The following is a 21,931-nucleotide window of genomic DNA, read 5'->3' as shown; positions in this document are numbered from 1 at the left end:
ACAGGGCCTAGGCTGCTGACGTGGCTGAGGATCCTGGACGCGACGGCGAGCGGCGTGAATACCGCATGGAGGAGCTGGCCCGACTGGCCGGCATCACGGTGCGCACGCTGCGCTTCTACCGCGAGCGCAAGCTCATCCCGCCGCCCCGCCGCGAGGGCCGCATCGCCTGGTACGACGACCACCACCTGGCCCGCCTGCGCACCATCACGGCGCTGCTGGAGCGGGGCCACACCCTCAGCGGCATAGCGGAACTCGCCGAGGCGTTCGAGCACGGCCGTGACGTCGGCGAGCTGCTCGGCATGAACACCCCCACCGAGGAGACCCCGGTCCGCCTCACGCCCGAGGAACTCGCCGACCGCTTCGCCGGCGAGGCCACCCCCGGGAACCTGGCCGCCGCGCTGGACCTCGGCTACCTCGGCACCGACGGCGAGGAGATCGTCCACATCAGCCGGCGCCTCCTCGACGTCTCGTCCGCCCTGGTCCGTGAGGGCATCCCGCTCGCGGAGGTGCTGCGGGCGGGCAAGGAGGTCCGCGCCCACGCCGACGCCCTGGCCGACCTCTTCGCCTCCCTGATCCTGCGCCACGCCCCCGAGGAGGACCTGCCCCGCCTGCGTCCCCTGGCCCGCAGCGTGGTCGACGCGGAACTGTCGCTGGCCTTGGACCGGCGGTTGCGAAAGCAGGGATAGACCGCGCCTGGCGTCGCGTTCCCCACGCGTCCGGCGCTTGTCGCCCCTTCATTCAATCCGGGCACTTCGCGGGGAACATCGTGCGAACTCCGTTGCCGATCGGCACGCCGTTGCTGACCGAGGATGAGTTCCAGACGCTTCGGAAGCATCTGGCCGTACGGTCAAGCGGCTCTCATCCCAGAAGCGGAACAACCGCCCTGCTGACCGGCATCGCACCCTGCGCGGCTGTCACGGGGCGCATGTACTTCGCTACACGCAAGGGCTGTCCCTACGGCGACTACGTGCGCCGCGCGACCGCCCGCGGTGATACGGGCTCCGCACCTGCCGGCATGCGTTCCTCCGGGGCGGACCGGACCGCTCACGCCTTGTCTTCGCATTCGGTGACCACCTGGCCGGCCCAGCGAGGGCCTGCGGAGACCAAAGGCGCGGGAGCCGTATCGGCCTCGCGCACTGCCATGGTCAGGTCGCGAACACGACGGTCACCGGCGCATGATCCGACCACCGTTGCTCGTGGCTCGCCGCCCGCTCCACGAACCCCTTGACCGCACGGCCGGCGAGCCCCGGCGTCGCGACGGCCAGGTCGATGCGCCAACCCGCGTCGTTGTCGAACGCCCTCCCCCGGTACGACCACCACGAGTACGGCCCCTCCACGTCCGGGTGCAGGGCGCGCACGACGTCGACATAGCCGCCGTCCGCCGGGTCGAAAACCTGGTCCAGCCAGGCGCGCTCCTCGGGCAGGAAGCCGGAGTTCTTGGTGTTGCCGCGCCAGTTCTTCAGGTCGGCCCGCTGGTGGGCGATGTTCCAGTCGCCGCAGACCAATACCTCCCGGCCCTCCGCGGCGGACCGCTCGCGCAGCTCCTTGAGGTGGGTCAGGAACTCACCCATGAAGCGGACCTTCTCCTCCTGGCGCTCCGTGCCGACCTCGCCGGAGGGCAGATAGAGGGAGGCGACGGTCACCCCGGGCAGGTCGGCCTCCACGTACCGTCCGCTGCCGTCGAACTCCGCCGAGCCGAAGCCGACCCGGACACGGTCGGGTTCGCGGCGGGTGTACAGGGACACCCCCGCCCGCCCCTTGGCGGCCGCGGGGGCGTGCACCACGTGCCAGCCCTCGGGCGCGCGGACCTGCTCGGGCAGCTGCTGCGGCTCCGCGCGCACCTCCTGGAGGCACAGCACATCGGCGGAGGTCTGCGCCAGCCACGGCACGAAGCCCTTCTTCGCGGCGGCGCGCAGCCCGTTGACGTTGACGGAGGTCACAGTGAACACCCCGGCACGATACCGGCACACTGGACGGAGTCCGGTTCCGGACGGAACCGCCCCCGAGCAGTCTGGATTGATATACGGTGCTCAGCATGAATATCCGCCGGGTTTCCTTCGACCACCCCGACGCCGTCAAGCTGAACGACCAGGTCCAGGCCGAGTACCACGTCCGCTACGGGGACGGCGGCGACGCCACCCCCATGGACCCCGGCCAGTTCGAGCCGCCGCACGGCATCTACCTGCTCGCCTACGACGAGAACTGCGTCCCCGTGGCCTCCGGCGGGTGGCGCGTCCAGAACGCCAACGGCGAGGGCAACCGCGACGGTGACGCCGAGCTGAAGCGGATGTACGTGATCGAGGAACTGCGCGGCCGGGGCCTGGCCCGCCGGATGCTCGCCGCCCTGGAGGAGGACGCCCGCGCGGCCGGCCGCCTGCGCATGGTCCTGGAGACGGGCACCAAGCAGCCCGAGGCCATCGCCCTGTACACCTCCAGCGGCTACGAGCCCTGCGAGAAGTTCGGCTACTACCGCTTCCACGAGGCGAGCCGCTGCTACGCCAAGCAGCTGTGACGGCCGCCACAGGCCACGGACCCGAGCCGCCCGCCCCCAAGGGCGGCCCTGGCCGTGCACGCCAACACGAAGAAGCCCCCACCGATTTCTCGGCGGGGGCTTTCAGCTGCGGTGGACCTGAGGGGATTTGAACCCCTGGCCCCCTCGATGCGAACGAGGTGCGCTACCGGACTGCGCCACAGGCCCTTGCAACGAGTGAAACTTTAGCACCCCGATCGGCCTGCTCGGAAATCCGTTGCCGGGCGGTGGCCGGTCCCGGGCTCGGCCCTACTCGTTGGCGGCCCGTGGGCGTTCCCCGTCCTCGTACTGGTCGAACAGCGGGGTCCGGCCGCGCTCGCGGGCGCGCCGGGCGGACGCGCCCTTGGCGGTCGCCGCACGCGAGCGGGACCGGGCGGGGGGTGGGGCGTCGCCGTGGCCGTCGTCGGCCGGCTCCTGCGCGACCGCCTCCGTCACCTCCGGCGCGGCGGGGGCGTCCGGCTCCTCCGGACCCGGGGCGACGGCGCTGGAGCGCGCCGAGCTCCAGGCGTCCGGCGTCCCCAGGTCCACGTCGCTGGTGGCGCGCGGGGCGACCGGGGCGGTCACGTACGTCGGCAGCGGCACCGGGACCGGGTCCCAGCTGTCGCCCTGGCCGGGCCGGTGCTGCCGCTCGCGCTGCTGGTCGACCCACTCCGCGTGGTCCGTCTGCTCGACGAGCGCCCGACGGTCGGCCGCGAGCGCGGACAGGCCGGGGTCGGTCCCGGGCGCCGGCTCGGGCCCCTCCGGTTCGTCGGCAGCGGCCTCGGCGAGCGGAGCGGACGGCCGCCTGCGGGGCTGGCGCTCGCGCTCACGCAGCCGCTGCGCCGCGATCTCGGCCTGGCGGCGGTCCATCTGATAGGCGAAGCGGCGGAGCTCCTGCGAGCGCAGGTACGCGATGTACGAGCTCAGCAGCACGGCCGGCACCCCGGGCGCCCAGAGGAACGCGAGCCCGCCGACGGCCGCGACGATCGCGCCGAGCGTGAAGGCGAGGAACAGCATCGTCGTGGTGCGCCGGCGGCGGGCCAGCACCTTCGAGCGCCGGGCACGCGCCGCGGCGGCCTGCGCCGCCCGGGCACCCTCCGCGTCCTGGGCCGCCGAGCCGCGCCGGGCGGCGGGCACACCCCTGCGGATCGCGGGCCCGGCGTCCCGGTCCGCGCGCTCGCCCGGGTGCCTGCCCGTCGGCTCGGTCACCGCTTCGGTCGCCGGTTCGGTCGCCGGTTCTTGCCGGTCGGGGGCGGGCGCCGGTACGGGCACGCGCGTGTGCGGGCGGGTCTGGGACACGGCGAAGGCCCGGACGTCCACCGAGTCGGTGACCGCGTCCGGGTCGACGGCGCCCGGCTCCCCCTCGTCGGCGGAGCGGGACTGGAGGTCCTTGGCGTACCGGCGCTCCATGCCCGCCCGTCCGGACAGCAGTCGGATGGCGGTGCTGAAGCGTTCCGTCGGACGGGCCTCGTTCAGCTCGTCCTGCCTACGGAGCCACATCGGCACCAAGTAGGCGGCCCAGGCCCCGACGATGACTGCGTAGATGAGGCCGCTGCTGCTCACGCCTCACACGGTAGAGGGGTTTGCACGGGGCCATCCGCCAATTGGGCCGGTGTGTCGCACGATCTGGCTGATATTTCGAACTTTTTTTGCGACCTGTGCGATCAGCGGACCTCTCACGGCGGGAAATTCCGCGACATCGGCAACCTTGCCGTCGGCCGTTACCCGCCCATAAATCGAACGTTTATTCAATTTCCGGGGCCGTGCGGGATTCCCGGATTCTGGCGCCGGTTCTCCGGGCGGCTGTTCCCGTCCTTCTCGGATCGTGCCCGGTGCCAGCGCCTGAGCAACCCCTCGGGCACCTCCTCCGCCGTGAGCGCGAAGACGAGGTGGTCGCGCCAGGCCCCGTCGATGTGGAGATAACGGGGCCGCAGCCCCTCCTCGCGGAATCCGAGTTTCTCCACCACCCGCCGGCTGGGCAGGTTCTCGGGGCGAATGCAGACCTCCACACGGTGCAGTCCCACGGTGCGGAAACAGTGGTCCACGACGAGCGCCACGGCCGTCGGCATCACCCCGCGGCCGGCCACCGCCTCGTCCACCCAGTAGCCCACGTGACCCGAGCACATCGAGCCCCAAGTGATTCCGGCGACCGTCAACTGGCCGACCAGGTGCCCCTGGTACTCGATGACGAACGGCAGCATCCGGCCCGCGTTCGCCTCGGACCTCAGATGGCGGACCATCTGACGGTAGGTCGGCCGGTGGGTGACCGGACCGGCGGGCGTGGGCGGCGGGATGGTCGCCTCCCAGGGCCGCAGCCAGTCGCGATTGCGCCGGTTGACCTCGCGCCAGGCCCGCTGGTCGCGCATCCTTATGGGCCGGAGGACGACATCGCCGTCCCCCAGCTCCACGGGCCAGGAGGGGGCGTTCAGGTCGCACCCCCGCCACTGGCGTCCGGTCTGGGATGGTCGCCGCCGCGCATCTGGTCCACGGCGTGCGTCAGCAGCGGCTCCAGGACGGCCAGGCCGTCCTTCACCCCGCCGCTGGAACCCGGCAGATTGATGATCAGCGTCGAGCCCGCGACCCCGGCGAGACCCCGGGACAGGGCGGCCGTGGGGACCTTGTCCCGGCCGTACGCCCGGATGGCCTCCGCGATGCCGGGCACCTCGCGGTCGACGACCCGGCGGGTCGCCTCGGGGGTGCGGTCGGTGGGCGAGACGCCGGTGCCGCCGGTGGTCACGACGACGTCGTACCCGGCCTCGACGGCGGCGCGCAGGGCGGCCTCCACCGGATCGCCGTCGGGCACGACACGGGGGCCGTCCACGGCGAACCCGAACCGCGCCAGGCCCTCGGCGACCAGCGGACCGCCCTTGTCCTCGTAGACACCGGCGGAGGCGCGGTTGGACGCGGTCACCACCAGGGCGCGATAACCGCCCGCGGTCATGCCCTGCTCCAGTCGCCCGACTTGCCGCCCGTCTTCTCCTCCACCCGCACGTCCGTGATGACCGCCTTCTTGTCGACCGCCTTGACCATGTCGATCACGGTGAGCGCGGCGACGGAGACCGCGGTGAGCGCCTCCATCTCGACGCCCGTGCGGTCCGTCGTCCGCACGGTGGCCGTGATCTCCACGGCGTCGTCCGCGACCGACAGGTCCAGTTTCACACCGGACACCGACAAGGGGTGACACAACGGGATCAGATCGGGGGTGCGCTTGGCTCCCATGATGCCCGCGATCCGCGCGGTCGCCAGGGCGTCGCCCTTGGGCACGCCCTCGCCGCGCAGCAGCTCGATCACACGGGGCGAGACCAGGACGCGTCCGCTGGCACGGGCGGTGCGCGCGGTCACGTCCTTGCCCGACACGTCGACCATTCGGGCGGCGCCCGCCTCGTCGATGTGCGTCAGGCGGTCCTGCTCGAAGGGTCCGGGGGTCTCCCCCCGGGAAGGCACGGTCATGATCGTGTGGCGCTCCCGGTCCGGGCCCGTGGCGGTGCGGCGCACGGGCCTGCTGTGCGCGACACGGTACCGCCAACCAGGGGCAGTCAGCCGAGCAGGACCACCTCGACCTCGGTGCCGGGCGCGACGGACTCGGTGTCCTCGGGGACGACGATCAGCGCGTTCGCCCGGGCGAGGGCGGCCACCAGATGCGATCCGGGACCGCCGACCGGGGTCACCGCCCCGTCGGCGTACCGGCCGCGGAGGAACTGGCGGCGGCCCTTCGGCGAGCTGAGCACGTCGTTCGCGGTGAGCGTCGCGCGGGCGGTCGGCCGGTGGACGTCCGGCAGGCCCATCAGGGTGCGGATCGCGGGGCGCACGAAGAGCTCGAAGGACACGTAGGAGGAGACCGGGTTGCCCGGCAGGGCCAGCAGCGGGGTGTGGTCGGGGCCGATGGAGCCGAAGCCCTGGGGCTTGCCGGGCTGCATGGCGAGCTTGCGGAACTCGATGCCGCTGCCCGGCTCGTCCGCGTCGCCGACGTGGGACAGGGCCTCCTTGACCACGTCGTAGGCGCCCACGCTCACCCCGCCGGTGGTGACCATCAGGTCGGCGCGCACCAGCTGGTCCTCGATGGTGTCGCGGAGCGTCCCGGCGTCGTCGGCCACGGCGCCCACGCGGTAGGCGATGGCACCGGCGTCACGGGCGGCGGCGGTGAGGGCGAAGCTGTTGGAGTCGTAGATCTGACCCGGGCGCAGTTCCTCGTCGGGCTGGACGAGTTCGCTGCCGGTGGAGAGCACCACCACGCGCGGGCGCGGGTGCACGCGCACGGTGCCGCGGCCGATCGCGGCCAGCAGGGAGATCTGCGGCGGGCCGAGGACGGTGCCGGCCTCCAGGGCGCGGTCGCCCGCCCGTACGTCGCTGCCCTTGGCGCGCACGTGCGCGCGTGCCTCGGCCGGGCGGTGGACCTTCACCTGTCCGGCGGCGCCCTCGGGGGCGAGGCTGCGGGCGCGCATCCCGGTGACCGGCCCCTCGCCGAGGCCGCCGTCGGTCCACTCCACGGGGACCACGGTCTCGGCGCCGGGCGGGAGCGGGGCGCCGGTCATGATGCGGGCGGCCTGGCCGGGGCCCACGTGGAGCAGGTCGGCCTGGCCGGCCGCGACGTCCCCGACGACCTCGAGGGCCGCCGGGTACCGCTCGCTCGCGCCCGCGACGTCCGCGACCCGCACCGCGTACCCGTCCATGGAGCTGTTGTCGAACGGTGGCAGGGAGACCGGCACCGTGATGTCCTCGACCAGGACGCAGCCCTGGGCGTCGAGGAGGTTCAGCTCGATGGGTTCCAGCGGCCGGACGGTGGCGAGGATGTCCTGAAGGTGCTCGTCGACCGACCAGAGGTGGTCCGGGCCTGCGGTGCGGGGCGCGGCGGTGCTCAATGTTGCTGCATCTCCTCGGTGACGTAACGGCGGAGCCAGGTCCGGAACTCCGGGCCCAGGTCATCACGTTCGCACGCGAGTCTGACAATGGCACGCAGGTAGTCGCCGCGGTCGCCGGTGTCATAGCGGCGGCCCTTGAAGACGACGCCGTGGACCGGGCCGCCGATCTTCTCGTCGGCCGCGAGCTTCTGGAGGGCGTCGGTGAGCTGGATCTCGCCGCCGCGCCCCGGCTCGGTCCGGCGCAGTATTTCGAAGACGGCCGGGTCGAGGACGTAGCGGCCGATGATGGCGTAGTTGGAGGGGGCGTCGGCGGGGTCGGGCTTCTCGACCAGGCCGCCGACCCGGACGACGTCGGCGTCCTCGGTGGTCTCGACGGCGGCGGAGCCGTAGAGGTGGATCTGCTCCGGGGCCACCTCCATGAGCGCGACGACGCTGCCACCGTGCTGCTGCTGGACCTCGATCATCCGCTGCAGCAGCGGGTCGCGCGGGTCGATCAGGTCGTCACCGAGGAGGACCGCGAAGGGTTCGTCGCCGACGTGCGGCGCGGCGCACAGGACGGCGTGGCCGAGGCCCTTGGGGTCGCCCTGGCGGACGTAGTGCATGGTGGCGAGGTCGCTGGACTCCTGGACCTTGGCGAGACGCTCGGCGTCGCCCTTCTTCTCGAGGGCGGACTCCAGTTCGTAATTGCGGTCGAAGTGGTCCTCGAGCGGGCGCTTGTTGCGGCCCGTCACCATGAGGACGTCGTCGAGGCCGGCGGTGACGGCCTCTTCGACCACGTACTGGATCGCCGGCTTGTCGACGACCGGCAGCATCTCCTTGGGAGTGGCCTTGGTGGCCGGCAGGAACCGGGTGCCGAGGCCTGCTGCGGGGATGACAGCCTTGCTGATCCGAGGGTGCGACTGAATCATGCCCGACACCTTAACCGGTGCCTTTGCAGGGAATCTGTGGCTCCGGTTGTTTAAAGCTCATATGAGCACATTGAAACAGTACGAGGACAATCTTGAGACACAACAGACGCGCGGACGAGCCTGACAAGCGGGTGTTGCGCCGGGAAATCCTCGCGGTGAGGAACAGATTGACGGCCGGTGACGTGCGGGAATCCGCCGCGGCCCTCGCCGCGCGGGCGCTCGCCCTGCCGGAGCTGGCGCACGCGCGCACGGTGGCCGCCTATGTCTCCGTGGGGAGTGAACCGGGCACGCTCGCGCTCCTGGACGCCCTGCGCGCGCGGGGCGTACGCGTGCTGCTGCCGGCCCTGCTCCCGGACAACGACCTCGACTGGGGCGCGTACGAGGGGGAGGGCTCACTCGCGCCGGTGCGGCACGGCGGGCGGATGGCCCTCCTGGAGCCGTCCGGCCGGCGCCTCGGACCCGAGGCGGTGACGGAGGCGGACACCGTGCTGCTGCCGGGGCTGGCGGTCGACGCGCGCGGGATGCGGCTGGGACGCGGCGGGGGCTCCTACGACCGGGTCCTCTCCCGACTGGAGCGGGCGGGCGCGCACCCGGCGCTGGTGGTGCTGCTGTACGACGGCGAGGTCGTCGAGCGCGTCCCCGAGGAGCCGCACGACCGGCCGGTGCACGCCGTGGTGACACCGTCGGGCGTGCGGCGCTTCGGCTGAGCCCACGGGGCCGGTGGGACGACGAAGGCGGCCTCCACGCACGCGTGGAGGCCGCCTCCGTCGTGGCGCCGACAGGGTCAGGGCTTGAGCTGCAGCGTGTCGCCGGTGCTGTCCTGGACCGCCTTCTCGGAGAACGCCCACTCCAGCAGCTCGCCCTTGGCCCACTTGTCGGTCTGGTCGACGTAGTGGGCGTTGTAGGCGTGTCCGGAGGCACCGGTGAGGTTGATCCAGCGGGACTTGTCGAGGTCGCCGAGGTTGACCACCATCCGCATGGACGGCACCCACACGACCTCGTAGCCGCCGGCCGCGTTCCAGCCCGTGGCGTTGACCGTCGCCTCGCCGCCGCCGAGCTTCCACGGGCCGCGGTTGAGCACGTACTGGAGGAAGCCGGGGCCCTCGGTGCCGAGCGTCTGGTTCTTCAGGAACAGCCGGTGCAGCCGTCCCCAGCTCCAGCTGTCGATGTCCTTGCCCAGCTTCGCGGTGAGTTCCCAGCGGGCGTCGATCATGGCGCGCTTGAACAGCTCGTCACGGTTCTCCGCCGCCGGCCGGGTGCCCGCCTTGGGCGTCGTCCACCAGTGGCTTTCCTCCTGGTCCATCAGCCCGCGGACCACTTCGAACCAGCGGTCGCCGCCGTCGGGCTGCGCCTGGTCGGCGTCGCGCAGGCCGCACTCGCGGACCTTGCCCGCCTCCTCGGCGGGACCGGTGGTGCTGACCGGGTCGACCCACAGGCACTGGCCCTTGACCCGCAGTTCCTTGGGCAGCTTGTGACCGAAGGCCAGCTTGAGGACGTTGCGCCACACGGAGTTGAAGTAGGCGGCGGCGGCCGAGTCGGCGTCCTGGGTGTAGTCCCAGCCCTCCAGCAGCTTCTGCGCCTCGCGCACGTCCTTGTCACCGACGTCGATCTTCAGCAGCTCCGGCACGAGCAGCTTGGCGATCGCGCTGCTGTTGTCGAGCTGCATCTGCCGCATGTCGTCGGTGGAGATCTTGCCGCCGTCCTTGATCTTCGACTGGATCAGGTCGGTGATCCGCTGGCTGCGGGCGCCGTAGCCCCAGTCGGTGGTCAGCGTGTACGGGTAGTCCTTGCCGACGACGGCCTGGTTGGCGGTGACGATGTAGCCGCGCTCGGGGTCGTACTCGTACGGCAGGGCGTCCTGCTCGATCCATCCGGTCCAGCGGTAGTCGGAGTCCCAGCCGGGCGCGGGCACGGAACCGTCGTGCTTCTTCGCGCGGGTGGGGATCCTGCCGGGCAGGGTGTAGCCGATGTGGTTCTTGGTGTCCGCGTAGACGAGGTTCTGCGAGGGCACCTCGAACAGGGTGGCCGCCGCGCGGAAGTCGTCCCAGTCCTTCGCGCGGTTCATCGCGAAGACGGAGTCCATGGTGCGGCCGGGGTCCAGCGCGGTCCAGCGCAGCGCGACCCCGTAGCCGTCGCCCCGGTCGGGCGCGGCGCTGTCGACGGCGGCCTTCCTGCCGGTCCTGACCAGCTCGTCGGAACGGTCGGACAGCAGGGGGCCGTTGTCGGTCTCACGGACGACGATCTTCTCGGCCCTGCCGCCGGCGACCTTGATGGTCTCCTCGCGCGTCGTGAAGGGGACCACCTTGCCGTCGAGCTGGTAGCCGTCGCCGGTGATCTTCTCCAGGTAGAGGTCGGTGGCGTCGACGCCGGAGTTGGTCAGGCCCCAGGCGATGTCCTTGTTGTGACCGATGACCACGCCGGGCATGCCCGCGAAGGTGTAGCCGGAGACGTCGTACCGGCACGTGCTGGAGACGCTGCGGCAGTGCAGGCCCATCTGGTACCAGACGGAGGGCAGCGAGGCCGACAGGTGCGGGTCGTTGGCGAGCAGCGGCTTGCCGGTGATGGTGTGGGCGCCGGAGACGACCCAGGAGTTGGAGCCGATGCCGTCGCCGTTGACGCCGACGGCCGTGGGGAGGTCCTCCAGCACCCGCTGGAGGCCCGTCAGCTGGCTCTCGAGGGCGGAGCCGCCCGAGCCGCCGGCGGCCTGGCCGGTTCCGGTGCCCGCCGCGCCGGTCCCGCTGCCCGTGCCGAGGCCGTCGCCGGTCCCCGTCTCCGTACCGGTCCCCGAGCCGCTCGCGGCGCCGTCCCGTTGGTAGGAGCCGGTGAGCTCGCTGTACGCGCCCTCCTGGACGACCGGCTTGTTCCGGCCGTACGGGTAGCCGGGGTACAGGTCGGCGATCTCCTTGGGGCCGAGCCGGCTGGTCATCAGGGCACGGTCGATCTCGTCCTGCATGTTGCCGCGCAGGTCCCAGGCCATCGCCTTGAGCCAGGCCACGGAGTCGACCGGGGTCCACGGGCCGGGCTTGTAGTCGTTGCTGAAGCCGAGGGCCGCGTACTCCAGGGAGATGTCCTCGGCCTGCTTGCCCTCCAGGTAGGCGTTGACCCCCTTGGCGTACGCCTCGAGGTACTTCTTGGTGGAGGGGGCGAGCTTCTTCTCGTACTCCTGCTCGGCGATCCGGTGCCAGCCGAGGGTGCGCAGGAACTCGTCGTTGTCGATCTGGCTCTTGCCGAACATCTCCGAGAGCCGGCCGGCGGTCATGTGCCGGCGCACGTCCATCTCGTAGAACCGGTCCTGCGCCTGGACGTATCCCTGCGCCATGAACAGGTCCTCGTCGGTGGAGGCGTAGATCTGCGGGATGCCGTTGCCGTCGCGTTTGACGTCGACGGTTCCCGACAGCCCCTGCAGCCTGAGGGAGCCCTCGGTCTGCGGGAAGGAGGCGCGCACGGTGCTGATGGACCAGTAGGCGCCGTAGGCGACACCGCCGATCAGGGCCAGCACCAGGACGAGCACGATCAGTCGGGCTTTTCGCCCTTTCTTCCTGCCGGACGTGCCGGGCTGCTGACCCGTGGAGGCGGTGGTGTCGGTGGGCATCGCTGTCCTTGCTGTCCTAACGCGAGCGGCAGGTCGGGCTGTGCTTTTAACTGAGCGCTGGAGCAACGATAGGCGCAGGGGCCCGCGGCACTTGACGCGGAGTCGGGAACCGGCCCGGACTGGCGTTCGATCCGGGCCATCGAATGTCAAGAAATCGTCAAGAGTTAGGTAAGGTAACGAAGTAGTTTGCCGCGAAAGCGACAGCTTCGTGTGCGATGTACGTGAGCCCGTGCGCGGCGTGCACGGGCCAGGGAAGGGAACGGCCGCTGACTGTCCACCACCTCAACCAGCTCCTGCTCGTCTGCTCGCTCGTCCTGCTCGTCGCCGTCGCAGCGGTCCGGATCTCGTCGCGCAGCGGGCTCCCCAGCCTGCTCGTGTACCTGGGCATCGGCATCGCCATGGGGCAGGACGGCGTCGGCGGCATCCACTTCGACAACGCCGAGCTGACGCAGGTCATCGGATACGCGGCCCTGGTCGTGATCCTCGCCGAGGGTGGTCTGGGCACCAAGTGGACCGAGATCAGACCCGCCCTGCCCGCCGCCTCCACGCTGGCGCTGGCCGGGGTCGCGGTGAGCGTGGGGCTCACGGCCTCGGCGGCGCACTTCCTGGTCGGGCTGGAGTGGCGGCAGGCCCTCATCATCGGCGCGGTGGTGTCCTCGACCGACGCGGCGGCCGTCTTCTCGGTGCTGCGCCGGATCCCGCTCCCCGCGCGGGTGACGGGCACGCTGGAGGCCGAGTCCGGATTCAACGACGCCCCGGTGGTCATCCTCGTCGTCGCCTTCTCCACGGCGGGGCCCGTCGAACACTGGTACGTCCTGCTGGGCGAGATAGTCCTGGAACTGGCCATCGGCGCCGCCGTCGGACTCGCGGTCGGCTGGCTCGGCGCCTGGGGCCTGCGGCACGTGGCGCTGCCCGCCTCCGGTCTCTACCCCATCGCCGTCTTGGCCATCGCGGTCGTCGCCTACGCCGCGGGGGCCATGGCCCACGGCAGCGGCTTCCTCGCCGTCTACCTCGCCTCGATGGTGCTGGGCAACGCCCGGCTGCCGCACTGGCCCGCCACCCGCGGCTTCGCCGAGGGGCTCGGCTGGATCGCCCAGATCGGCATGTTCGTCCTGCTCGGCCTGCTGGTCACCCCGCACGAACTGGGCGACGACATCGTGCCCGCGCTGGTCATCGGGCTGGCGCTGACCATGGTGGCCCGTCCCCTGAGCGTCGTGCTGTGCCTGGTGCCGTTCCGGGTGCCCTGGCAGGAGCAGACCCTGATGTCCTGGGCCGGGCTGCGCGGCGCCGTGCCCATCATCCTGGCGACGATCCCCATGGTGAACGGCGTCGAGGGCAGCCGGGAGATCTTCAACATCGTCTTCGTCCTGGTCGTCGTCTACACGCTGGTCCAGGGACCCACGCTGCCCTGGCTGGCCCGCAAGCTGCACCTGGGCCAGGGGGACGAGGCCGCCGACCTCGGCATCGAGTCGGCGCCGCTGGAGCGGCTGCGTGGGCACCTGCTGTCGGTGGCCATCCCGGAGGGGTCGAAGATGCACGGCGTGGAGGTCGCCGAGCTGCGGCTGCCGGCCGGCTCCGCGGTGACCCTCGTCGTCCGCGACGGCACGTCCTTCGTGCCGCTGCCCTCGACGGTGCTGCGCCGCGGCGACGAACTGCTCGTCGTCGCCACCGACCCGGTGCGGGACGCCGCCGAACGCCGCCTGCGCGCGGTGGGCCGCGGCGGCAAGCTGGCCGGGTGGCTGGGGACGGACGGGACGTAGGCGGGGGCACGACCCGCCGCCCCCTATTCACAGGTGCGGGCCGTGGTGGTGCTCACTTTCACAGGCACCCGGAGCGCGACCCGTATACAATGCAGGCGACACCAGATCGAACCAACTCTGCCTGACGCAGAGCTGGCGCGACCGTATGGCGGCCGGCACGCCCTGAGCTGTGGCACCGGTATCTACCGCAGTCAGCGCAAGAGGACAGCTCTCGGCGCGCCCGCCCGCATCCCCGGGGGCCCGCTACCAGGCGGCAGAAAGGCACGGGCCGTGGCATCCACGGTCACCACGTCGAAGGAATCGGCGGCCACCTCCCGCCCGGGATACGGACAACTGCTGCGCACCCGCGGCGCCTGGACGTTCCTGCTCCCCGGCTTCGCGGCACGCCAGCCGTTCGCGATGCTCACCCTCTCCATCGTGCTGCTGGTGCAGCACACCACCGGCTCCTACGGCGCGGCCGGCGCCGTCGCGGCCGCCACCGGCGTCTCCATGGCGCTGTTCGCCCCGTACAGCGGCCGTCTCGCCGACCGCTACGGGCAGCGGGTCGTCCTCGTGCCCGGCGTCCTCGTGCACGCCGTGGCCGGGCTGACCCTGACCGCGCTGGCGCTGGCCGACGCCCCGCTGTGGGCGCTGTTCGCCGCCGCCGTGCCCACGGGCGCCTCGGTGCCGCAGATCGGGCCCATGGTGCGCGCCCGCTGGGGCGTGAAGCTCAAGGACTCCCCGCTGATGACCACCGCGGCGGCCTTCGAGTCCGTCACCGACGAGCTGACCTTCGTCGTCGGCCCCCTGCTGGCCACCGCCCTGTGCACCACCGTGAACCCGGCCGCCGGCCTGGTCGCCGAGGCCACGCTGACCCTGGTCGGCGGTCTGCTGTTCGCCGCCCGGAAGAGCACCCAGCCGCCCGTCGCCGCCGCCGACGGGCACGCGCGCGTGCGGCACGCCTCCGCGCTCCGCGTGCCCGGGGTGCGTGTCCTGATCGTCACCTTCCTGGGCATCGGCTCCGTCTTCGGCGGCATGCAGGTCGGACTGGCCGCGTTCACCGAGTCGATCGGCGAGCCCGGCCTGAACGGCGTCCTGTACGGCGTCTTCGCCGCGGGCAACATGCTCTCCGGCATCGCCTGCGGCGCGATCGCCTGGAAGCTCGCCCCGCAGCGGCGCCTGCTCCTCGGGTACGCGGCGCTCGCGCTGGCCGCCTCCGCCCTGTGGACCGCCCACTCGGCGCTGCTCCTTGGCGCGCTCGGACTGCTGGTCGGCATGTGCATCGCGCCCGCGCTGATCACCGGTTACACGCTGGTCGAGAGCCTGGTCCCGGCCGGTGCCCGCACCGAGGCGTTCACGTGGCTGACGGGTGCGGTCGCGCTCGGCCAGGCGACCGCCGTCACCATCGCCGGGCAGCTGGAGGACCGCCTCTGGGACGGCGCCGGTTTCCTGGTGCCGATGGGCGGCACGGTGCTCGCCCTGGTGACCCTGCTGGCGCTGCGGTCCCGGCTGGCACCGGCCCCGCGCGGGCGCACCGTCGCACGTGGCGTGGGTCACCGCTCGCCCGTCGCAGTGGACTGAGCGCAAGGAATAGGTCACTATGGACCGTCGTTAGCACTCATTGAGTGAGAGTGCCAGGAGGAAGACAGTGCCCACCTACCAGTACCAGTGCACCGAGTGCGGCGAGGGCCTCGAGGCGGTGCAGAAGTTCACCGACGACGCCCTGACCGAGTGCCCGAGCTGCGAGGGCCGCCTGAAGAAGGTGTTCTCGGCGGTCGGCATTGTCTTCAAGGGCTCCGGCTTCTACCGCAACGACAGCCGCGGCTCCTCGTCGAGCAGTTCCCCGGCGTCGTCGAAGTCGTCCGGCTCCGCTTCCGCTTCCTCTTCGTCGAGCTCCTCGACCTCCTCGGACTCGGGTTCGAGCGCGTCGTCGAGCTCCGGCAGCTCCGCCAGCACCACCGCCGCGTAGGGCCTGACTCGGCGCCTCCGCCGCGGGCGGACTCCGGACCACCGTCGGGGGCGTCTCGGCACCACCGCCACGCGGCCGGATTCTTGCGGGACCCTGTCGTCGTTCGACGACGGGGTCCTCGGCGTTTCCGGGGTGCGGTTAGGGTGCGGAGCATGGCGAACAAGGCGAACACTCCCCGGCCGGAGGCCGCGATCGGCGTGATCGGCGGCTCCGGCTTCTACTCCTTCCTCGACGACGTGACCGAGGTCCAGGTGGACACCCCCTACGGGGCGCCCAGCGACTCGCTCTTCCTCGGCGAGGTGGCCGGCCGGCGGGTCGCCTTCCTTCCCCGGCACGGTCGCGGACACCACCTGCCGCCGCACCGGATCAACTACCGGGCCAACCTGTGGGCGCTGCGGTCGGTCGGCGTGCGCCAGGTGCTCGCGCCGTGCGCGGTGGGCGGTCTGCGCCCCGAGTACGGGCCGGGCACGCTGCTGGTGCCGGACCAATTGGTCGACCGCACGAAGTCCCGGGTGGCCACTTACTTCGACGGACTGCCGCTGCCGGACGGCACGGTGCCGAACGTGGTGCACGTGTCGCTGGCCGACCCCTACTGCCCCACCGGCCGCTCGGCGTCGCTGAAGGCCGCACGCGGGCGGGACTGGGAGCCGGTGGACGGCGGCACGCTGGTCGTCGTGGAGGGGCCCCGGTTCTCCACCCGCGCCGAATCGTTGTGGCACCAGGCGCAGGGCTGGTCGGTGGTGGGCATGACCGGCCACCCCGAGGCGGCCCTCGCCCGCGAGCTGGAGCTCTGCTACACGTCAATGGCCCTGGTCACCGACCTGGACGCCGGTGCCGAGACCGGCGAGGGCGTCTCGCACGACGAGGTCCTCCGGGTCTTCGCGGCGAACGTGGACCGGCTGCGCGGGGTCCTGTTCGACGCGGTGGCGGCACTGCCGGCGACGGAGGAGCGGGACTGCCTCTGCACGTCGGCACTGGGCGGGATGGATCCGGGGTTCGCACTGCCGTAGAGGTGGATACGGGGGTGGAGCGCCGGTGCGGGGTTCGCGCTGCCGTAGAGGTGGATACGAGGACGGAGCGCCGGTGTGGTGCGAGGGCGCCCGTGCGGGGTGAAGGCGCCGGTGGGGGGGTGCCGGTGTGGTCCGGGCGCTGGTGCGGAGCGCGGGCGTCGGGAGCAGGGCGGGCGTCGGTGAGAGGGCGGGCGTGGGCCGAGGGCGGGCGGACCTGCCCGTTCCGGTGAGGGGGTTTTCCACAAGGCGGTGGGGCATCCACAGGCTCCGGCGGGGCGCGGCGCGAGGCCTCATCGTGGGGATCGCAAGCCGATCCCTCGTCGCAGGTGGTGGTCCCCGTGTCGCACCCTCCGTCCCAGCTCAGCTCCCCCTCCCCCGCTGATCCGCGTCCCACGGCGCCTCGTTGGGCGGCGGGTACGCACCGTGCCCGCCCGGGCGGTTCCGGCCCCGGCCTGCCGCGCCCGCCCGGCGCCGATGTACCGCCCACCCGCGAGGTGCCGCCCTTCGCCCCGGTGCGGGTGCGCGGCGGACCGACCGGCGCGGGGCGGCTCGTGCGGCACCGCCGGCGGGCCGTGGCGGTCGGGCTCGCCGTCACCGCTGCGGCGCTCGTGGCGGCCGGGCCTCGGGACACCGATCAGGCCGCCCGGGGCCGGCCCGAGGGCGCCGACCCCGCCCGCGCGGCCCCGTCGGCTACGGGCCGGCAGACGGCGACGGACCGGCGGACCGGCGGGTCGGTCACGGCACCCGTGCGGATCGCCGACGCGGCCACCGTGCGGCTGCTGCGGCCCGGGGACCGGGTGGACGTCATCGCCGCCGGGGACGGCGTGGCCGGTGGTGCGGCCCGCGTGGTCGCGCGCGGGGCACGGGTGAGCGCGGTGCCCGAACCGGTGGAGGACGCGTCCGGCAGCGGGGCCCTGGTCGTGCTGTCGGTGCCGCGCGCGACCGCCGCCGGGCTGGCCGGCGCGAGCGCCTCGGCCCGTCTGGCGCTGACGCTGTGGTGAGCGGGAGGAGGGCCGCTGCACAGGGTGCAGGCCCGCTCGGTCCCGCGATCGTGCCCCCCGAGAGGACACGGCGGCACGGCCCTGACGTAGGTTGCGGAGCGTTTTGTTCCACGAGCTGTGTACGCGACGAAGGGCTCCGGGGTGAGCGAGAAGCAGGGGACGAGCGTCTGGCAGGGCTTCAAGGCCTTCCTGATGCGCGGGAACGTCGTCGATCTGGCGGTGGCGGTGGTGATCGGCGCCGCCTTCACGAACATCGTCAACGCGGTCGTCAAGGGCGTGATCAATCCGCTGGTCGGCGCGTTCGGGACCAAGAATCTGGACAGCTACGCATCCTGCCTGAAGGGCCCGTGCACGGGCACCGGCGACGCGGCGACGGGCGTGCGGATCCTGTGGGGTTCCGTCCTCGGCGCGACGCTGCAGTTCCTGATCACCGCAGCGGTCGTCTACTTCCTGATGGTGCTGCCCATGGCGAAGTATCTGGCCCGGGTCGAGGCCCGCAGGAAGGCGAAGGAGGGCGCGAAGGAGGTGGTCGAGGTCTCCGAGCTGGAGGTGCTCAAGGAGATCCGCGACGCCCTGGTCCGGCAGCGCGGCGCGGACGGCGACGGGCGATAGCGGTCGGCGGCCCTCGCCCGGACCGGGCGGACGGCCGGGGTCAGATGTGGTGGGGCGGCTTCTCGTCGAGGAAGCGCTTCAGGTCCGACGCGCTGTCGCCGGACGGGCGCTCGCCCCACCCGCGGTCCGTGTCGTCCGAGGACTGCTGGTCCAGCGGGTCGTCGAAGACCAGCGCGGGCCTCGGCCGGCGCGGCCGGGGATCGGGGTCGGTGCTCATGCGTCCCAGGGTACGGCCCGGAACGGCCCGGCGGCGGCCGGGGACTGGACGAGACTGGCGCCATGACAGTTGACGCTCTGACGGATGTGACCGGGCTGCGCGTGGGACATGCGACGCGCACGGGCGGCGGGTGGCTCACCGGCACCACGGTCGTGCTCGCCCCGGAGGGCGGGATGGTCGCCGCCGTGGACGTGCGCGGCGGCGGCCCCGGCACCAAGGAGACCGACGCGCTCGATCCGCGCAACGTCGTGCAGAAGGTCGAGGCGGTGGTGCTGACCGGGGGCAGCGCCTACGGGCTCGACGCGGCGTCCGGGGTGATGGCCTGGCTGGAGGAGCGGGGACGCGGAGTGCGCGTCGGCCCGGACCCGGCGCACGTGGTGCCGGTGGTCCCCGCTGCCTGCGTCTTCGACCTCGGCCGGGGCGGCGACTTCGCGGCCCGGCCGGACGCGGCCACCGGCCGGGCCGCGGTCGAGGCGGCCGCGGCGAGCGAGCCGGGGGCTCCGGTGCCGCAGGGCTGTGTGGGCGCCGGCACGGGGGCCACGGTCGGTCCGGTCAAGGGCGGGATCGGCAGCGCGAGCACCGTCCTGGACTCGGGGATCACGGTGGCCGCGCTGGTGGTGGCGAACGCCGCCGGGTCGGCGGTGGATCCGGAAACCGGTGTGCTGTACGGGGAGTTGTTCCAGGGCCGGGTGCGCTATCCGGAACCGGAGGTGCACGAGGCGGCGCTGCGCGGGCTCGCGCGGTCCGCCGCCAGGAACGCGCCGCCGCCGCTGAACACGACGCTCGCGGTGGTCGCCACCGACGCGGCCCTGTCGCGGGCCCAGGCCCAGAAGCTGGCCGGCACCGCGCACGACGGCATCGCGCGGGCCGTGCGGCCGGTCCATCTGCTCAACGACGGTGACACGGTGTTCGCCCTGGCCACGGGCGACCGCCCACTCGCCACCGAGAGCCCCCTGGCCCTCAACGACCTCCTCGCGGCGGGCGCGGACACGGTGACGCGCGCGATCGTCCGCGCGGTGCGGGCCGCCACCCCGGTGGCCGGGCCGGGCGGAGCCTGGCCGTCGTACGAGGAGCTGTACGGGGCGCGGTAGCGGCGCTGCACGGGCACCGGGCCCGGTTCCCCGCCGGTACCGAGCCGGTGCCACCCCGGCCCGGCAGGCGTTTGTCGCGGTTCTGTCACGCCATGGCGTCAACGGCGGACGGGTGGAACCCCACCCGGCGCCGGGCCCCTCTTCCTCGACGTACTGGAGCGGATCACCCACATCACACGAACCTGGAGCAGCCCGTGACAACGCCGGACATTGCAGCGCGGCGCGCGGTGGCGGCCTGTGCCGCCCTCGTGGTCGGCGCCCTCACCCTGACCGCGTGCGGCGCCGGCGCCGAGAGCGAGAACGACGGCAGGGGCGGCAGGGGCTCCACGAGGACGTCCGTCGCGAGGATAGCCATCTCGGCGAAGGACGGCTCGACCGGCGCGTCCATCAACGCGACCGGGGTTAAGGTCACCGGCGGCCGGCTGACCGACGTGAAGATGACGGTCGCGGGAACGGGCGCGGCCGTGCCGGGCTCGATCTCCGCGGACGGCCGCAGCTGGAAGCCGAAGGAGCAGTTGGAACGCGGGACGCAGTACCGGATAGCGGCGACCGCCGAGGACGGCGACGGCCGCACCTCCGCCGCCAACTCCAGCTTCACCACCGTGACGTCGGCGAACAGCTTCATCGGCACCTACACGCCGGACCACGGCACGACGGTCGGCGTGGGGATGCCGGTGTCGTTCACCTTCGACAAGGCCATCGCCGACAAGAAGGCCGTGCAGTCGCACATCACCGTCACCTCCAGCAGCGGACAGAAGGTGGTCGGGCACTGGTTCGGCGCGCAGCGCCTCGACTTCCGGCCCCAGGAGTACTGGAAGGCCAGTTCCAAGGTCACGATGAAGATCGACCTGGACGGCGTGGAGGGGGCGAACGGCGTGCACGGGGTGCAGCAGAAGACGGTCACCTTCACCGTCGGGCGTTCCCAGGTGTCCACGGTCGACGCGAACACACAGACGATGACGGTCGTGCGGGACGGCAGGACGGTGAAGTCCATCCCGATCTCGGCCGGCGACGCGCAGCACACCACGTACAACGGGCAGATGGTGATCTCGGAGAAGTTCCGGCAGACCCGGATGAACAGCCAGACGGTCAACCTGGGCTCCGAGTACGACATACCGGACGTCCCGAACGCGATGCGGCTGACCCGGTCGGGCACGTTCATCCACGGCAACTACTGGTACCAGAAGGGCAACCCGCCCTTCGGCCGACAGGGCACCAGCCACGGCTGCGTCGGCCTCCAGGACGTGCAGGGCGCCCAGGGGGCCACGCCCGCCAAGTGGTTCTTCGACAACTCCCTGCTCGGGGACGTCGTGATCGTGAAGAACTCCCCCGACAGCACGGTGTCCCCGGACAACGGCCTCAACGGCTGGAACATGCCCTGGGACCAGTGGGTGGCGGGCAGCGCGGTCTGACGCCGGTGGCGGCGGGGGACGTACAAGTCCCCTACGACCAGCGGTTTCTGACGGTGAGCCGGGCCGCGCGGGAACATCTCGCGCGGCCCGCGCGTTTTCCCTTCGTACGTGCGGCCCGCGCGTTTTCCCTTCGCACGTTTTTCGGGTTCCCGGACATGATGCCCGACCGAGGGGCTACGGTATGCACCCACAAGGTGACATGCAGCAACGCCGGGAGAAACCTTGAGCGTTCCGTACGAGACGGCAGCGTACGAACCACCGGACTCGCCCGAGTCTCCGGAGGAGCACCTCGCGCGCCTCCTCGGCCGCGCCCTGAACTCCTTCGAGCTGCCGGACGAGACGATACGGCGGCTCGACTGCGCGCTGGCGTACGACGGCTCGCTGCACTCCGCCCACCACAGCGCGGGCCTGCACCGGGAGACGTACCGGCACACCTGGCTGCTGGCCGACGGCTCGGCGCTCACGCTCTGGGAGCTGGTCCACAACATCGCGCCGGGCAGCGAACCCCGGCACGAGGTGTACGTCGACGAGGAGGAGCTGCGCGCCGCCACCGCCCGGCTGCCGCTGCCGCCGGACGCCCCGGACTTCGAGCTCCCGGTGACGGTGCAGCTCGCCCCGCTCGTCGAGCCGTGGCCCGGGGACACCTTCTGGTTCAGTGAGGCCGCACCCCTGGCGGCGTACGTGCCGGACGACTCGGCCGATCACGCGCGGCGGCTGCTGCGCCGGGCGGAGAACCCGGACCGGCCGGGAGCGGACACGGCCGCGCTGCTGGCCACGGCGTGCGCGCACCGGATCACCCAGGCCTTCGGCCGGCCGTGCCGCGCCGAGCGTCCGGGGTCGAGCTTCGCCCTCTACGAGCACGCGTTCCTGCTGTGCGACGGCAGGGAGATCTCCCTGTGGGAGGTCGAGCACACGGCCACGCCCGACGGACGGCACATGTGCGAGGTCTACGTCACCGAGGCCGCGGCCCGTGACGCGATGGAACGCCGGGCGGCACAGGTTCCCTGACGGC

21 protein-coding genes and 1 tRNA gene are annotated in these 21,931 nt (G+C 72.4%); 12 read left to right on the top strand and 10 right to left on the bottom strand.

Features of this window, described 5'->3' with window-relative positions:
• Positions 1-65: 65 nt before the first annotated feature.
• Positions 66-686 carry a MerR family transcriptional regulator gene (locus ACFYOV_RS25195; protein ID WP_389091236.1) on the top strand — a complete coding sequence of 207 codons (621 nt, stop codon included), beginning with the start codon at positions 66-68 and terminating at the stop codon, positions 684-686.
• A gap of 459 nt (positions 687-1,145) precedes the next feature.
• On the opposite strand, the gene ACFYOV_RS25190 is transcribed toward ACFYOV_RS25195, so the two are convergent.
• Positions 1,146-1,949: an exodeoxyribonuclease III gene (locus ACFYOV_RS25190; RefSeq protein WP_389090931.1), complete on the bottom strand. Its 804-nt coding sequence runs from the start codon at positions 1,947-1,949 to the stop codon at positions 1,146-1,148.
• Between the two features lie 86 nt (positions 1,950-2,035).
• Between ACFYOV_RS25190 and ACFYOV_RS25185 the strand changes: the two genes are divergently transcribed.
• A complete protein-coding gene (locus ACFYOV_RS25185; RefSeq protein ID WP_389090930.1) occupies positions 2,036-2,512 on the top strand; it encodes a GNAT family N-acetyltransferase in 477 nt (158 codons plus the stop codon).
• A 112-nt stretch (positions 2,513-2,624) separates the two neighbouring features.
• On the opposite strand, the gene ACFYOV_RS25180 is transcribed toward ACFYOV_RS25185, so the two are convergent.
• From ACFYOV_RS25180 to galU, 7 genes are all read right to left on the bottom strand, one after another.
• Positions 2,625-2,698 (bottom strand) — tRNA-Ala (locus tag ACFYOV_RS25180).
• A gap of 81 nt (positions 2,699-2,779) precedes the next feature.
• The gene (gene glpR / locus ACFYOV_RS25175) at positions 2,780-4,072 is read right to left on the bottom strand and encodes a gephyrin-like molybdotransferase receptor GlpR (RefSeq protein WP_389090927.1); all 1,293 of its coding nucleotides are present in this window, start codon (positions 4,070-4,072) and stop codon (positions 2,780-2,782) included.
• 185 nt (positions 4,073-4,257) lie between these two features.
• Positions 4,258-4,917 (bottom strand): GNAT family N-acetyltransferase, encoded by a 660-nt coding sequence (locus tag ACFYOV_RS25170; RefSeq protein WP_389090926.1) that lies wholly within the window; start codon positions 4,915-4,917, stop codon positions 4,258-4,260.
• A 17-nt stretch (positions 4,918-4,934) separates the two neighbouring features.
• The gene (locus ACFYOV_RS25165; protein ID WP_389090923.1) at positions 4,935-5,450 is read right to left on the bottom strand and encodes a molybdenum cofactor biosynthesis protein B; all 516 of its coding nucleotides are present in this window, start codon (positions 5,448-5,450) and stop codon (positions 4,935-4,937) included.
• Positions 5,447-5,959 (bottom strand): cyclic pyranopterin monophosphate synthase MoaC, encoded by a 513-nt coding sequence (gene moaC / locus ACFYOV_RS25160; protein ID WP_389090921.1) that lies wholly within the window; start codon positions 5,957-5,959, stop codon positions 5,447-5,449. The genes ACFYOV_RS25165 and moaC overlap by 4 nt, the downstream gene beginning before the upstream one ends.
• An 86-nt stretch (positions 5,960-6,045) precedes the next feature.
• Positions 6,046-7,368 carry a gephyrin-like molybdotransferase Glp gene (glp, locus tag ACFYOV_RS25155; RefSeq protein WP_389090920.1) on the bottom strand — a complete coding sequence of 441 codons (1,323 nt, stop codon included), beginning with the start codon at positions 7,366-7,368 and terminating at the stop codon, positions 6,046-6,048.
• Entirely contained in the window at positions 7,365-8,276 is a 912-nt protein-coding gene (galU, locus tag ACFYOV_RS25150; RefSeq protein WP_389090917.1) for a UTP--glucose-1-phosphate uridylyltransferase GalU, read from the bottom strand. The genes glp and galU overlap by 4 nt, the downstream gene beginning before the upstream one ends.
• Before the next feature lie 92 nt (positions 8,277-8,368).
• Between galU and ACFYOV_RS25145 the strand changes: the two genes are divergently transcribed.
• Positions 8,369-8,983: a 5-formyltetrahydrofolate cyclo-ligase gene (locus ACFYOV_RS25145; protein WP_389090915.1), complete on the top strand. Its 615-nt coding sequence runs from the start codon at positions 8,369-8,371 to the stop codon at positions 8,981-8,983.
• 77 nt (positions 8,984-9,060) lie between these two features.
• On the opposite strand, the gene ACFYOV_RS25140 is transcribed toward ACFYOV_RS25145, so the two are convergent.
• Positions 9,061-11,868 (bottom strand): penicillin acylase family protein, encoded by a 2,808-nt coding sequence (locus tag ACFYOV_RS25140; protein ID WP_389090912.1) that lies wholly within the window; start codon positions 11,866-11,868, stop codon positions 9,061-9,063.
• A gap of 215 nt (positions 11,869-12,083) precedes the next feature.
• Between ACFYOV_RS25140 and ACFYOV_RS25135 the strand changes: the two genes are divergently transcribed.
• The 6 genes from ACFYOV_RS25135 to mscL all read left to right on the top strand — a co-directional run bounded on the left by ACFYOV_RS25135 (position 12,084) and on the right by mscL (position 18,199).
• Complete coding sequence (locus tag ACFYOV_RS25135; RefSeq protein WP_389090911.1) at positions 12,084-13,628, top strand: potassium/proton antiporter; 1,545 nt, start codon at positions 12,084-12,086, stop codon at positions 13,626-13,628.
• 270 nt (positions 13,629-13,898) lie between these two features.
• Positions 13,899-15,188: an MFS transporter gene (locus ACFYOV_RS25130; protein ID WP_389090908.1), complete on the top strand. Its 1,290-nt coding sequence runs from the start codon at positions 13,899-13,901 to the stop codon at positions 15,186-15,188.
• Positions 15,189-15,255: 67 nt separating this feature from the next.
• The gene (locus tag ACFYOV_RS25125) at positions 15,256-15,576 is read left to right on the top strand and encodes an FmdB family zinc ribbon protein (protein ID WP_389090906.1); all 321 of its coding nucleotides are present in this window, start codon (positions 15,256-15,258) and stop codon (positions 15,574-15,576) included.
• 152 nt (positions 15,577-15,728) lie between these two features.
• Positions 15,729-16,586, top strand: coding sequence for an S-methyl-5'-thioadenosine phosphorylase (locus tag ACFYOV_RS25120; protein WP_389090903.1), 858 nt, complete (start codon positions 15,729-15,731; stop codon positions 16,584-16,586).
• Between the two features lie 452 nt (positions 16,587-17,038).
• A complete protein-coding gene (locus ACFYOV_RS25115) occupies positions 17,039-17,587 on the top strand; it encodes a hypothetical protein (protein ID WP_389091234.1) in 549 nt (182 codons plus the stop codon).
• Positions 17,588-17,728: 141 nt separating this feature from the next.
• On the top strand, positions 17,729-18,199 hold the full coding sequence (gene mscL / locus ACFYOV_RS25110; protein ID WP_389090900.1) for a large conductance mechanosensitive channel protein MscL: 471 nt from the start codon (positions 17,729-17,731) through the stop codon (positions 18,197-18,199).
• A 40-nt stretch (positions 18,200-18,239) separates the two neighbouring features.
• Here the strand turns inward: mscL and ACFYOV_RS25105 are convergent, their stop codons facing one another.
• The gene (locus ACFYOV_RS25105; protein WP_389090898.1) at positions 18,240-18,416 is read right to left on the bottom strand and encodes a hypothetical protein; all 177 of its coding nucleotides are present in this window, start codon (positions 18,414-18,416) and stop codon (positions 18,240-18,242) included.
• A gap of 62 nt (positions 18,417-18,478) precedes the next feature.
• Here ACFYOV_RS25105 and ACFYOV_RS25100 point away from each other — a divergent pair, with 62 nt between their 5' ends.
• The 3 genes from ACFYOV_RS25100 (at position 18,479) to ACFYOV_RS25090 (ending at position 21,927) form a co-directional block, all read left to right on the top strand.
• The gene (locus tag ACFYOV_RS25100) at positions 18,479-19,507 is read left to right on the top strand and encodes a P1 family peptidase (protein WP_389090897.1); all 1,029 of its coding nucleotides are present in this window, start codon (positions 18,479-18,481) and stop codon (positions 19,505-19,507) included.
• A gap of 194 nt (positions 19,508-19,701) precedes the next feature.
• On the top strand, positions 19,702-20,919 hold the full coding sequence (locus tag ACFYOV_RS25095; RefSeq protein WP_389090895.1) for an Ig-like domain-containing protein: 1,218 nt from the start codon (positions 19,702-19,704) through the stop codon (positions 20,917-20,919).
• A 222-nt stretch (positions 20,920-21,141) separates the two neighbouring features.
• A complete protein-coding gene (locus ACFYOV_RS25090) occupies positions 21,142-21,927 on the top strand; it encodes a DUF6227 family protein (protein WP_389090893.1) in 786 nt (261 codons plus the stop codon).
• Positions 21,928-21,931 lie beyond the last annotated feature (4 nt).

The organism is Streptomyces sp. NPDC005931, assembly GCF_042871235.1.
GTDB lineage: Bacteria > Actinomycetota > Actinomycetes > Streptomycetales > Streptomycetaceae > Streptomyces.
This window is presented reverse-complemented; position numbering and strand designations above follow the sequence as displayed.

Coding starts and splice junctions, on each gene's coding strand:
- ACFYOV_RS25195 (WP_389091236.1), top strand. CDS start 66: ATGGAGGAGCTGGCCCGACTGGCCGGCATCACGGTGCGCACGCTGCGC.
- ACFYOV_RS25185 (WP_389090930.1), top strand. CDS start 2,036: ATGAATATCCGCCGGGTTTCCTTCGACCACCCCGACGCCGTCAAGCTG.
- ACFYOV_RS25165 (WP_389090923.1), bottom strand. CDS start 5,450: ATGACCGCGGGCGGTTATCGCGCCCTGGTGGTGACCGCGTCCAACCGC.
- moaC (WP_389090921.1), bottom strand. CDS start 5,959: ATGACCGTGCCTTCCCGGGGGGAGACCCCCGGACCCTTCGAGCAGGAC.
- galU (WP_389090917.1), bottom strand. CDS start 8,276: ATGATTCAGTCGCACCCTCGGATCAGCAAGGCTGTCATCCCCGCAGCA.
- ACFYOV_RS25140 (WP_389090912.1), bottom strand. CDS start 11,868: ATGCCCACCGACACCACCGCCTCCACGGGTCAGCAGCCCGGCACGTCC.
- ACFYOV_RS25135 (WP_389090911.1), top strand. CDS start 12,084: ATGTACGTGAGCCCGTGCGCGGCGTGCACGGGCCAGGGAAGGGAACGG.
- ACFYOV_RS25120 (WP_389090903.1), top strand. CDS start 15,729: ATGGCGAACAAGGCGAACACTCCCCGGCCGGAGGCCGCGATCGGCGTG.
- ACFYOV_RS25105 (WP_389090898.1), bottom strand. CDS start 18,416: ATGAGCACCGACCCCGATCCCCGGCCGCGCCGGCCGAGGCCCGCGCTG.
- ACFYOV_RS25100 (WP_389090897.1), top strand. CDS start 18,479: ATGACAGTTGACGCTCTGACGGATGTGACCGGGCTGCGCGTGGGACAT.